General features: G+C 27.8%; 11 protein-coding genes and 2 riboswitches. Of the genes, 3 read left to right on the forward strand and 8 right to left on the reverse strand.

Annotated features, from left to right (window positions below; translation table 11 throughout):
- Positions 1-125 precede the first annotated feature (125 nt).
- From B3B03_RS04485 to B3B03_RS04505, 5 genes are all read right to left on the reverse strand, one after another.
- Positions 126-1106, reverse strand: coding sequence for a cation transporter (locus tag B3B03_RS04485; RefSeq protein ID WP_346847523.1), 981 nt, complete (start codon positions 1104-1106; stop codon positions 126-128).
- A 292-nt stretch (positions 1107-1398) separates the two neighbouring features.
- On the reverse strand, positions 1399-2697 hold the full coding sequence (locus B3B03_RS04490) for a hypothetical protein (protein WP_346876570.1): 1299 nt from the start codon (positions 2695-2697) through the stop codon (positions 1399-1401).
- A 14-nt stretch (positions 2698-2711) separates the two neighbouring features.
- On the reverse strand, positions 2712-3767 hold the full coding sequence (locus B3B03_RS04495) for an HD-GYP domain-containing protein (protein WP_346876571.1): 1056 nt from the start codon (positions 3765-3767) through the stop codon (positions 2712-2714).
- A gap of 684 nt (positions 3768-4451) precedes the next feature.
- Positions 4452-4628: riboswitch (cobalamin riboswitch) on the reverse strand.
- A gap of 167 nt (positions 4629-4795) precedes the next feature.
- Positions 4796-6463 carry an ABC transporter permease subunit gene (locus B3B03_RS04500; protein WP_346847526.1) on the reverse strand — a complete coding sequence of 556 codons (1668 nt, stop codon included), beginning with the start codon at positions 6461-6463 and terminating at the stop codon, positions 4796-4798.
- A 25-nt stretch (positions 6464-6488) separates the two neighbouring features.
- Complete coding sequence (locus B3B03_RS04505; protein WP_346847527.1) at positions 6489-7433, reverse strand: ABC transporter ATP-binding protein; 945 nt, start codon at positions 7431-7433, stop codon at positions 6489-6491.
- Between the two features lie 461 nt (positions 7434-7894).
- Here B3B03_RS04505 and B3B03_RS04510 point away from each other — a divergent pair, with 461 nt between their 5' ends.
- A complete protein-coding gene (locus tag B3B03_RS04510) occupies positions 7895-8317 on the forward strand; it encodes a hypothetical protein (RefSeq protein ID WP_346876572.1) in 423 nt (140 codons plus the stop codon).
- Between the two features lie 305 nt (positions 8318-8622).
- On the forward strand, positions 8623-10050 hold the full coding sequence (locus B3B03_RS04515; RefSeq protein ID WP_346876708.1) for an alanine/glycine:cation symporter family protein: 1428 nt from the start codon (positions 8623-8625) through the stop codon (positions 10048-10050).
- Positions 10051-10200: 150 nt separating this feature from the next.
- On the opposite strand, the gene B3B03_RS04520 is transcribed toward B3B03_RS04515, so the two are convergent.
- Both B3B03_RS04520 and B3B03_RS04525 read right to left on the reverse strand, forming a co-directional pair.
- Complete coding sequence (locus B3B03_RS04520) at positions 10201-10767, reverse strand: folate family ECF transporter S component (RefSeq protein ID WP_035133778.1); 567 nt, start codon at positions 10765-10767, stop codon at positions 10201-10203.
- A gap of 57 nt (positions 10768-10824) precedes the next feature.
- Positions 10825-10920, reverse strand: a riboswitch (THF riboswitch).
- Positions 10921-11051: 131 nt separating this feature from the next.
- Positions 11052-11195: a hypothetical protein gene (locus B3B03_RS04525; RefSeq protein WP_156964350.1), complete on the reverse strand. Its 144-nt coding sequence runs from the start codon at positions 11193-11195 to the stop codon at positions 11052-11054.
- A gap of 197 nt (positions 11196-11392) precedes the next feature.
- Between B3B03_RS04525 and B3B03_RS04530 the strand changes: the two genes are divergently transcribed.
- A complete protein-coding gene (locus tag B3B03_RS04530; RefSeq protein WP_346876573.1) occupies positions 11393-12319 on the forward strand; it encodes a hypothetical protein in 927 nt (308 codons plus the stop codon).
- Positions 12320-12505: 186 nt separating this feature from the next.
- Here B3B03_RS04530 and B3B03_RS04535 read toward each other — a convergent pair whose 3' ends face one another.
- Complete coding sequence (locus B3B03_RS04535) at positions 12506-13360, reverse strand: DegV family protein (RefSeq protein WP_346876574.1); 855 nt, start codon at positions 13358-13360, stop codon at positions 12506-12508.
- Positions 13361-13463 lie beyond the last annotated feature (103 nt).

Here is a 13463-nt window from a genome sequence, read left to right on the forward strand (position 1 = left end):
TAATTACAAGTATAGATGATAAAATGTTAACAATTCATTCTAATACAACTAATAAAGTGGCTTTGTTGAAAATTTCAGTAATAAAATAATAGGTTTTAAAAGCAGAGCTTCTAAAACCTATTATTTTATATTGACATTGTTAAATATGTTACATAACTAGCCACTATTGCCATACTCGCTAATACATAAGGTAACGAACTTGATACCTTATGTATCTCCTTTGCTTGTTCTTTTTTTATCTTTAACATACCATAAGCAACTACAGTACATATAAATCCAAATATTATTAATAAGTATCCTTGGTTCGATGGTTGATAAATAGATCCTTTTATATATAGTATATCAGCTAAAAACAATATGCAAAAATTAAATAAATTACTTCCTACAATGTTTCCAATCATAGCATTAAAATTACCTTTTTTAGCTAAAGATATAGAAGATGTTAATTCTGGAAGAGAAGTTGCAACTCCAAGGAACAATGCCCCCGCCAAGGTAACCCCTAGGTTTAACTCCTTTGCAATCATATCTGTTACTATAGTAATACCTATACTAAACACAATTAATCCTATACTTAATAGTGTAAACCTCACATATATTTGCTTTACTGTAAGATTGCAATTACTTTCTCCACTATCTTCTGGAGATTCATCCCCTGACATAGCCTTAACACCAAAGATATATAATAGCATAATTGCTATAGAGAATATGCTTACACTAAAAAATGAAAATTCTCTTCCAATATAATTAGCAACAAACACTATTACATAAATCACCATTAAAAGTTTCAGTGTATTCCTATGGCTTGATGTTACTACAGAGCTTTTGAATCTCTTAACTCCTACTAAAACTAATACTGCTAAAATAGTTAAGTTAAACACATTACTACCAAGAATATTACCTGAAACCAATTGTACCTCATTCAAAAATATAGTAGATGAAATACTTGTAAATAACTCTGGAAGTGAAGTTACTGCTGCTAACATAACACCTCCAATAAAAGCTCCTGATAAATTTGTTTTTTTATCAAGCTCGTCTACATAATAAGACAATTTAATTGAAAAACCAATTACAAATGCAGCAAAAATTCCATATAAAGCGTATATCATTTTCATTCCTCCTATGTATTTTAACAAAATAAAAGAGACTTATATTCTAATATCAGAATATAAGTCTCGTCTTTTAAGATTAAACCAGAATATTAAATATCCAGTATGTTGACCTAATCCCATGAAGTCATTTAATACTTCCTGCTAACTACTCCCTTAATATATAAATTATTATATTATAACCTGTACAACGTTTTAATCATACCATTTTTTAAATGTTATATCAACTAAAAAATTTTATAAATTACGTAATTAAATTAAAATAAATTAAATTTAACCTTTTATAAATCCTTTATTGAATTAAGTAGTAAATTATATCTTCTAATGAAATGCCATGATAAGATTTTTTAATATTTTCAAACTTTCTTCGTAAATTCCCCTTAATATTTTCAATATATGATATAGTAAAAGGCAAGTATTTAGAAATTTCTTTTACATACTCCTTTGAAAAATAATTTTTGTTCATAACAATAGCAAAGATTATCATTAAAATACAATTATCTTTTATTAATTTTTTCAAATCTTCAATATTTTCCCCTTTAAAACACGTTGCATCATCTAATACATGGATAGTTAGATTAATAAGTTTATTAACAATATTATCTAGATGATATTTTCCTGCTAGTTGAGACATTATAGTCATATGTTTATTCTCATAATCTATCCTTACATCTTGCAAATCATCGCATAATTGAAGCAGAAATCCATACCCATAGGTAAAAATCTCCTCTTCTTTGTTTAAGCTTCCATTTATAAGATAACCATCCACAATAACAGATGCTCCGCCCTTTTCAATAGATATATCTAGCATATCCCTTTCATAGGGGTTACTTATACCTTCTTGCTGAATTAGGCTTTTTACTTGCCCTTCATGAATTAATAATAGACCTTGAAAAACTTTTGGATAATCATTTCTATTAAAAACAGATTCTATATATTCAACTAACTTAAACACTTGCTTTTCATGAGAATTTCTCCCCTCTATCTCTTCACCACATAGTCTTTTATAAAACCTGTTATTAAATTCTTTCTTTTCTTCTATTGATATATCTAAATTATCTAAATAATTGTCAGTATATGGATATAGCATGCTATATCCAAAAGTAGCCATGGTAAATGATATATTCATAACCTTCATCTTTTGAAGAAGACTAACAATCCACACATTTCTCATAGCTTGACCAATATCTTCATAATTCATTTCTTTATCAAAGATCTTACACTGATTTATAAATACCTTAGTGTTTGCAAAAAACTGATCCTTCATTTTTTTATCTATGGTTCCTAGCTTAAATAATTCTTCTCCCAATATCATATTTTCAAGATAAGAGTTACTATTTTTCTTCCATAATTCTCTATTCTCTTCTTCCAAAGGAAACCTTTCAATAATTTTAATAAATTCATCAATAAATTTCTCAAACTTTTTCTCATTTTTCTTCTTCTTAATATATCCATTAGCTTCTAAGGGAATATCTACACATGTAGGCATACTCCACCATATTTCTTTATATAAATTTTTTAAAACCTTAATATTTCCCATATAGCTTTCACCTACATCACTATTTATGATAATCATCTCCTTAGATACCATTTACTTTACAAATACTACACTATAGTGCTTATGATTGTTAAATTTATAATATTCTTTAAATCAATCTCATAAGGACTAATTTTATTATTGTATTCATCTTTCACAATTCTTACTACTGGTCTATCTGGGAACCCATTATTTTGACTTACCACATACCCAAATAAATTATTTGATAGATATACAGGACATCCTAATGGATAAACTGCAAATGTATCTTTAAACAACTTAATTATTTCAGGATCAAAACTTGTATATGTCTCTGCTAAAATTAATTCATAAGCTTCTCTAGGGTCAAATTTTTTTCTATAGCATCTATCTGATGTTATGGCCGTAAACACATCACATATAGAAATGATTTTTGCAAATTGTGATATTTCATTATCTTTTAATCCATAAGGATAACCTGTACCATTATACTTTTCATGATGTTCTATTACTCCACCTATTATCTCTTCATTTATTATAGGATTACCAAGTAGTATATCTCTACCGTATAATGGGTGCATCTTAATTTGCTTGAACTCATCTTCAGTTAATTTATCTGGTTTATTTATGATTCTACTAGATATTTTCGTTTTTCCTATATCATGAAATAGAGATGATATGGCTAAATCACGTAATCTTGATTTCGAAAAATTCATATTTACTCCTAGAAAAATTGCCATAATACTAGTATCCACAGAGTGTATGTATGTATAATCATCATATAATTTTACTTCATATAAATTTAGATTTATGTAGTTTTCACTCTGTATATATTCAACTAAATCATCAACCATAGTTAGAGATTTACTTAAAGATTTATTATCATAATTTATTAAGTCACTAAACATATTAGGTATGGTTTGAAGTATATTCTTTTTTAAATTTATAAGTTTACTATCATCTTTTATGTCTTTTAAGTCATCGTCTTGTACATACAGAAAAAAAATCCCTTGCTGTTCAATACTATTTTTTACTTGATCAGTAATTATAATACCTTTTTTTAACAAAGTCTTACCCGAGCCTGTAATAATGTCCTTAGCAAGTATTTCATTTCCCTGCAAATCCTTAAGCAATGTTAATTTCATATAATCCCTCTCCATAAACATAATTATCTGTATTTTATTACTTTATCATATCATATCTATAAATTATATGATACTTTAATTTGATTATTTATACATATACTGTATATTATGAAAATAACTTGATAAACCAATGTTGGTAGAAAAAATTAAGACTATATCATAAATTTTCGATATAGTCTTAATTTCTTTTATATTTAATCATATATTTATCCAATTATAGGGTTATAGGATGTAACCACGACAAATTATAGTGGTTACATCCCTGTGTGAAATTAGTTGGTTTTATCCAAACCACTAAGAGGGACATAAGTAGAAAATTTACATTTATATTGACTAAAGTTTTGGGTTGAAAACTTTAAGTTAATAACTAAAGTAACAATTAAAATATAGTTACTTTATTTGTATATTTTTTATAGGAGAAAGCCACGCCTTTGTAGCTTCATAGTTTATTTAAACTGTAAAATAGCTTATATATTCTACAATCCACTTCCTTGTAGATTCTCCTAGCCATATAAATACAATAAAAAAAGATAGATATCATTGATACCTATCTTGGAATATACTAAATTTAAATAAGTGAAAGCTTTTGCAATTTAATTTATAGTTTAAACCTATAAACATAAATACTATATTTTACCTAAACCATCACTGGATAAATCTTTTAACTCTTCCTCAGAAAGTATCAAATTTCATAATCCCATGGCAGGTCTCCTGGCTTGTGAATCATACTTCTTAGCACCTTCCCAAAACAAATTAGTGGCTTTTGCTAAGTCGTCCTCACTTACAGTTACTGGGATAGCTTTGGATTTTCACCAAATTCCCTATTAAGTACTTAGTACACCTATCGGACTCTATATATTAAATTTATTTTTAATCTAATAAGTTTAAAATGTAAGTTGTAGTTATTTTATAAAATTAACTTTCCATTCCCCTTACAATTATTATTCTACTTAACTAGATTAATATTGTCAACCCCACTTTTTTAAATAAATATAGAAATATTTTCACTTATAATTTCATTATATAAATTAATTCATTACATCTCTCTTTTGGAACACTAAGAATGAAGCTATAATTAATATTGTAGCAAACACAATCAATTGAATTGCCCCCATAGTTGAACTTAAAACTATACTATATTCACTTTTAAACATTTCAACATATTGGGAATTTGTAATGAAAGTTGATAAATTCATATAGGGTAATATAGTTTTACCTACCCATCTCATACCTAAGCTTGCCATAATCATTGTAGCAACTGAGCTACCTAAATATGCTACAGTAGTAAGACCAACTGCTAAAGCTGTATTTTTTATAATAGTTGATATTGCAAATACTAAAGCTATTATAAATATTAAGCTAATGCTTGAGAATAAAAGCTTAGGTATAATTGAAATTACAAAGCTTTGCTGAACTATACTTTCTCCACTGAAAGAAATTACTTTTGTAGCAAGTCCTCCAAAACCATTTACAATTCCACTTGATATAATATTTAATATAACTGTAGTTAACAGTACCCCATACCCAATTATAAATACTGATACTAATTTAGAAAATAAAATTTTCCATCTAGATACTGGTCTAATCATAAGCAATCTAACAGTCCCTGTAGAATACTCTGAAGAAACTATACCTCCTCCAATTATTATGCATAGTATAATGGCAACACTAACATACATTAAATAAGTTCTATCTACAGAATTTCTAATATCATTATCAAATTTAACTTGTGGTATATTATTTTCAAGACTATACCAATCAAGAACTATAGCCTGTTCTATAGACTTTGTTTTCTTTTCATAGTCTTTTTTGTACTCCTCATAAGTATATCCTTTTGCTATTTTCTCGCTATTGTATTGTGTAAATTCAGTTTCACTAAGCAGTCTTTCACCATTTTCATCAATCTTATAGGAAATATCCCTAATAGTGTTGTTTTTCCAATTCTTATTGTCATAAGGAATTTTATTATTATATCTATATTCGGTTGCCTTAAGTCTTTTCTCCAAAGCATCAAGCTGAATTTTAGAATTCTCTAGAGATGTAACAAAATTTTTATTATTAGGATTTTTCTTCACTTCATCTTCTGATGTTTTAATAGTTGACTTTAAATTTTTAATTTCCTCCTTAGAAGATTTAATATTCTTATCTAAGTAAACTAAGTAATCATTTTTTATAACAGAATCATATAATTCCTTACTTTCTTTATTTTTAGAAGTTATTATCTTTTGAAGTTCATCCTTGCTCATTCCTAAATATTCATTAAACATATTTACATCAAATTCATGTATATTAAAAAATAATTCTTCACCTGCTAACCCTTCTGAAATTCCTGATAGAATAATAGCCTCTTTTGATTTATTAGAAGCCTCTCCAGCTACTTCATTTCTCCAATCATCCCAAGAAACATTACTATCTATTAGCGTTTGTGATTTTTTAATGTTTTCTTCAAAAATTTTCTTCTGAATGTCTTTATTTTTCTTACTTGAATCAATATTAGTTATTTCTGTTTGTTGCCATTGAATGTCTTGATTATAGCTATTTATATACCACTTTGACTCATCTCTATTCTGTAAAAATTTTAAAGCTACTGGTAACATTATGCTAGCTAAAAGTATTAAAATCACTATTACTTTAACACTAGTTTTTTTATATTGTTTTATCAATTCATTTTTTATTAGTCCACATACTTTACTCATTAAACTCTGCTCCTTTTCTACTATATTACACTATTTGCATTTTTGATCCTGTTGTTACCTTCATAAATTCATCTTCAAGAGTGTTATTAATAGGCTTAATAGTGTAAACTAATATATTCTCCATAATTAAAGCTTTATTAACATTGGCAATTTCATCACGAGAACAAGAAATTAATATTTTATTTTCTTTGAAGTCTACAGTAATCTCTTCAGATATTTTGCTATAATCATTCTCTATAATTTTCCTCGCTAAACTATAATTACTTACTTCTAATTCATAGGTTATCAAGCTTTCGATATTTTGCTTTTTAATATCTTTTAATGTTTTAATATCTATAATTTTTCCATTATCTATTATTCCAACTCGATCACACATAAGCTCCATTTCACTAAGTAAGTGACTTGACACTAAAACTGCTAGTCCCTCTTTTTCTGCCAAATGTCTTAGGGTATCACGTAACTCTTTAATTCCCATTGGGTCTAATCCATTAGTAGGTTCATCTAAAATTAAAAGCTTAGGATTGTGTAATAATGCTTGAGCAACACCAAGTCTTTGACGCATTCCAAGAGAATATTTTTTCACTTTATCATTAATACGATTTTCAAGTTTCACTAATTTTATAACTTCATTAATACGTTCTTTAGAAATATTACCATGCATTCTACCATATATCTCTAAATTTGTACGTCCTGTAAGATATCCATACATCTCTGGATTTTCAATAATCCCCCCTACTTGAGAAAGAGCTTTTTCAAAATTTTTCTTTACATCATTATTGCTAATTAAAATATCTCCTTCATCAATTTTTAAAAGTCCTGTAATCATCTTAATAGTAGTAGTTTTACCTGCACCATTTGGTCCTAAAAATCCAAATATTTCTCCTGAGTTTATTTCAAAACTGACATTGTCAACTATTTTACGATTACCCATAATTTTAGTAACATTTTTTAATTCTAGAACTTTAGACATTTCCTCACCTCATAATCTTTGATGATGTTAGCATACAATACCTTTAATACTTTGAAAATAAGTTTCCTCTAATTGTAAGAAAGATGTAATAATCACTTTAATTTTTCTATCAAAAGTAATAATTTCTTAAGAATTAAATTCTGATATAAGTAACATTTATAAATAACATCCAAATAATTATTTTAAAAGCTTTACTCTTTCATCCATGATATTTTAACCAAGTTCCATACTTTAATTGACTAATCTTCAAATCTATATCATAGATATAATAAATATTTAACCTTTTAAAAATCCTATTTCATAAAATATTAAAATTATTTCCTCATAAATCACTTTAAATAAGTTGTCCTCTTGTACTATAATATAGTACAAGAGATATGTAGAAATTATATATTTAAAACATATTTTGATATTTTAATGTTTCAATAACAATTAGTTATAATATATTAAGAGGTGATCAAATGAATTTTTTCAACGAATCCTATGGAATTGACTTATTTTCATTATTTCTTATTCTAGTATCATCTATATTAAATTTATTTTCTATTACTCGTCTTTTAGCGGGAGTTATTTTGTTTTATGCATTATACAGAGTTTTCTCAAGAAATGTTGAAAAACGTGAGCAAGAACATAGAAAGTTTTGTATGTATGCCAATAGACTTTTAAGTAAATTTAATAAAGCAATTCCTAGCAACCTACCTGTGTTCCATTTTGGTGATTGTGCTCCTATTTTTAGTAATTTCAAAAGATGGTTTAATGAAAAGAAAAATTATAAAATAGTTAAATGTCCAAAGTGTGGACAAAAGCTTAGATTACCTAGAGGTAAAGGGAAAATTACTGTTACTTGTAAGCGATGTTTCTATGAGTTTAAAATGAAAAGCTAAAACCTAATACAATTCCACAGACTATCAGTATGAATTATGTACTGGTAGTTTTTTCTTAACATTTAACTTTTTTACATTTATCTTTAATTAAATTTAATTTTCAACAAATATTATTGATTTTCTTTGTAGTTCCATATAATATATAAATAATACGATAAATTATTCGGGAATTTTATTTCCTATAATTCTTGTATTTTAAGAATTATTGTAATTTTTCATAAACTTTTATAATTAAATAAAAAAATTAGATAAGGAGATGAGTTATGGATTTTTTAATTTCTACAAAAGATGTATTAATTAATTTTATGAATTTTTTAACTGACAAGGTTAACACTGTTAACACCTTTATGTGGTCTTACGTACTTATTGTTTTACTTATTGGAGTAGGAATCTACTTCTCATTTAGAACAAAGTTTGTTCAATTTAGATTTTTCAAAGAAATGTTTAGACTTTTAATGCCTAATGATCAAGATAATAAAGATGGAGTTTCATCCTTCCAAGCCTTTTGTATAAGTACAGCTTCTAGGGTTGGTACTGGTAATATTGCAGGTGTTGCCATGGCTGTGGCAGCTGGTGGTCCTGGTGCAGTATTTTGGATGTGGCTTATTGCTTTAATTGGAGGTGCTTCAAGCTTTGTAGAAAGTACCCTTGCTCAAATTTATAAAACTAAAGACAAGGATGGAAACTTTTTAGGGGGACCTGCCTACTACATTGAAAGAGGGCTAGGTAAGCGCTGGCTTGGTACAATTTTTGCCATCTTAACTACTTTATGCTTTGGACTAGTATTTAATGCAGCTCAATCTAATACAACAACTTTAGCATTTACAAATGCCTTTGGTATTAATCCTGTAATAATGGGTATACTTTTATCAGTTTTAACGGCCCTAGTAATCTTTGGTGGGGTTAAGAGAATTGCCAAGGTTTCAGAGGTTATAGTTCCAATCTTTGCAACTGCTTATATTTTAGTTGCAATTATAGTTATAGTCCTTAACTTCAAAACTATTCCTAGTATATTTGTATTAATATTTGAAAACGCTTTTGGTATAGAACAATTTGCAGCTGGTAGCATTGGATTCACAATAATGCAAGGTATTAAAAGAGGACTGTTCTCTAATGAAGCCGGTATGGGTAGCGCACCTAATGCAGCAGCTACAGCAACAGTTTCTCACCCTGTAAAGCAAGGCCTTACTCAAACCCTAGGTGTTTTTACTGATACAATAGTAATCTGTTCATGTACAGCCTTCATTGTGTTAATTTCCGGTAATTATTCAGGCACTACTTTAACGGGTATTGAACTTACTCAAAGTGCACTTAGTTCACAAATTGGAGTCGTTATTGGAACTTATTTCTTGGCTATATGTACTTTCTTATTTGCTTTTAGCTCTATAGTAGGTAACTATTACTACGGACAAACTAACATTGAGTTCATAAGTAATAATAAAGGGATACTTAATATATTTAGATCCTTTGTCGTTCTTACTGTATTTATTGGTTCCCAAGCTTCTATAGACTTGGTATGGAATCTAGCAGATTTATTCATGGCTTTCATGGCAGTTATAAATCTAATAGCTATATTATTCCTTGGAAAATATGCATTTGCTGCTCTTGATGACTATTCTCGTCAGAAAAAAGCTGGCAAAGACCCTATTTTTAAGTCATCAACAATTCCAGGGCTTAAAAATACTGAGGCTTGGAATGATAACAATGATATAGCTGACGAAGAAATAGGTTAATATAAATTTAAGATTCAATTAACTGTTTAATAGTTAATTGGGTCTTTTGGTTTAAATCTAACAATTAATATGTACTTTAATTATAAAAAATTAAAACCTTGATATTCTTTTAAGGGAATTTAAAAGAATATCAAGGTACATTTCTATATGTTATTTAAAACTTGGAACTCTTCTTGTCTTTTCAGCTGTTTTTAATACACTATATAAAACTATAGTTTCTATAGGTAACAGAATAAGACTTTTAACTATACGTACTGAGTAAGCTACAAATATTCCTTTTCCATACATAATGGATAACCATATTGGTGTAAGTACTAGGTTTATTACAATCATTATTACTAATCTAGTAATAAAAATTCGCTTTATACTTACAGGCTTTTTATATAATATTAAACCTGTTATAAAACCACCTAGGAATTCATTGAAAGTAAATCCAATGAAAAACGGACCATTAGGGCGTATCATATACTTAATTACATCTGTAACTACTCCTACAAATCCAGTGGCAACAGGTCCATAAAACAAAGCACTTATTCCTACTGCAATAAAGGAAAATCCAATCTTAAGAATAGGGCTTAATTGAATAGATAATGATCCAAGAATAATGTTAATGGCTGCAATTAATGCTAGTCCAGTTAATGATGAAGTCTTTTTTAAATGTGCTGAGGACTCCTTTAATAAACTCAGCATGTCATCTTTTTTTTCTGAAAAAATCATAAAAAAACCTCCTTTTTATAATAGCTACATAAAAAAGGAGAATTCCTATTAATATGTAGCAGTGGGAATCGAAGTAAGTACCGCAAGTTTCCTTTTCGTCTGGTGACAATTCCCTGTTCACCCAGCACTTAACGCACGAACTTCTAATCTGCCTCATAATCATAGTATATCATACTTAAATTTTTTTTCACATATTTTTTTAAATTATATATACAAATATACAAATATTATCCACACAAATATATAGATATAGATTTAATTACTGAACCTAAATAAAGCCGAGATTAACTCTCGGCACTTTTGTTCTCATAGGCTATTAAAACTATTTTACTATTTTCATCCTTTGACATACTTTGTTCAAGATCAGTTAACCTTCTTCTTTCTTCATCTGTTACATTTGCAAATTTATATTCATTGAATGATTGCATAATATCACCTCCTGTTCAGATAGTATTAGCATTTGTATAAGAAATATGTGTACTTTAATTAACATTTTCTATAATTAATCTAAGTTCCATCGATAATTCTAATGGAATTTATTTAACATACATTTTCCTCTCTAATATTCACATTAATATGAATTTATAATATATTAACTATATATCAATAATAGGATAGATATAAAATGCCAGCTGAATTATATACACCAGTATATCTAAATCAAGATGAAATTCAAAATCTATCCTCAATACTAATTGATGGATATTTTGAAAGTATAACCATCAAGCAAATTAGCGATAACACTGTTACAGGAAGATATCAACATAATAATAAAAGCCAATGCTCCAATGACTATAAAAACACCAAAGGTGATAAGGATGATAATACAGTCATAGGCAATAGCTGTTACAATTATGGTGATATTTTTAGATATTTAGAGGGTAGAAATTTTGATAGAAATGATGTAACTCTAAAAAGAGTATATGCTTCTTTTAGCTATTACAATAATTTAAGAAATAAAATGAATACCTTGGGGGTTATAAAATATATTAATAATTCAAGCCCTTCAATTAATAATATTTATTCTGGAGATTACGTAGATTTAACAGGATGTTTAGAAGTTAATACTATTTCTAACTGCATAGATAACTGCATATTTATATTAAACAATTATGGAACTTCACATTTGGATAATCTATTTGATACTAAACATATCGGCCCATTAACCTATACAATGATATGTGAATTACTAAAAACCATACAGAAAGAATTAAATAAAGGAGCTACTTTTGATATAATAATTAACTGCTTAGGAATTAACTGTGTTTTACCTATAAATTCCACATATACATCGAAACATTCTTATATATATGATGATGCCTCTTGTGATTGTTGTATACTTGGTAAAGTATCCAAGGTGGCTTACACTCCTTCTGAAAGCATTGGAATGCTTAGAAAAACAGGCTTAGATTCCTACTATACAAAACTTCTCAATTCTTTCATTCCATATTTTCACTTCTTAAACAATAATGGGTTTTTAATTCCTGGGGAATTTATAACTAATATAAATGGGCCTGCTCTCGAAATCATTCCATTAAGTATTTGCATGTAAAAGCGTCATATTACTATAAGTAGAGTTCTTAATGTTTTGATGGCATTATTAAATTTCTTAGACTTTTAGTCCTTAAAAATTATCATGCCTTATGATAAATATAATAGTATTTCACGCTATAGGCACTAATTGTATAAACTTCACTAAAATAAAATCTCATGAGTTTATACCCATGAGATTTTTTTGTTATTTATTCTTTATATAAAATATAGCTATTGCACCTGCCCCTGAATGTGTACCAACTGCTGTACCAATTTCATTGATAAGTATTTTATTTATGCCTAGTTCAGCTTCTATTAACTTAACTGTTTGATTTGCAGCTTCTAAATCATTTGCATGAGAAACAACTATATCATATTGAGGATCTATCTCTCTAGTTTTCATTATATCTATTGCATGTTTTAAAGCCTTATTTATACCTCTTGCCTTTCCACAAGGTTCAAGAGCCCCATCTTTCACTGTTATAATTGGCTTAATTCCAAGAACATGACTTACTATAGCTTTTCCTGTAGATATTCTTCCTCCCCGTTTTAACATGTCTACAGTTTCCATTACAATTAAAGTTTCTAATCTTCCTACTAAGTCATTTATTTCATCTAAAATTTTATCTACCGTATATCCTTTATCTCTCATGTCTGCTGCTACAGTAACTAAATATCCAAAGCCCCCAGATGCTACAAGTGTATCTACAACAAAAATATTTTCACTCCCCTCTTCTAAATGCATCTTTGCTATATTGGCTGAGCTATTTGTACCAGATAATTTGCCAGAACAAGTAAGACAAATAACCTTATTCCCACATTCTAATTCTTTCTTAAAAAATTCTTGAAACTCATAAGGAGTAACTTGTGAAGTTTTAACTGTAGTTTCTTTATGCTTTATAGCTTCATAAAATTCTTTATTTGATAAATCTACCTTATCCTTATATACATGTCCATTTAAATCAACTAACAGTGATAGAAATTCTATACTTCTCTCTCTCATAAATTCTGCAGTTAAATCTACAGAACTATCACATACTATTGTTATATTATTTTTCATGATATACCCTCCTGAATACACTTTAATAATAAAAGTGTATTCGGATTATATCATCTATTACTTCTCAATACAACAAAAACTCAAAAAATTATGAGCATAATTA

It is taken from the genome of Clostridium sp. UBA5712, assembly GCF_002419845.1.
GTDB lineage: Bacteria > Bacillota > Clostridia > Clostridiales > Clostridiaceae > Clostridium_J > Clostridium_J sulfidigenes.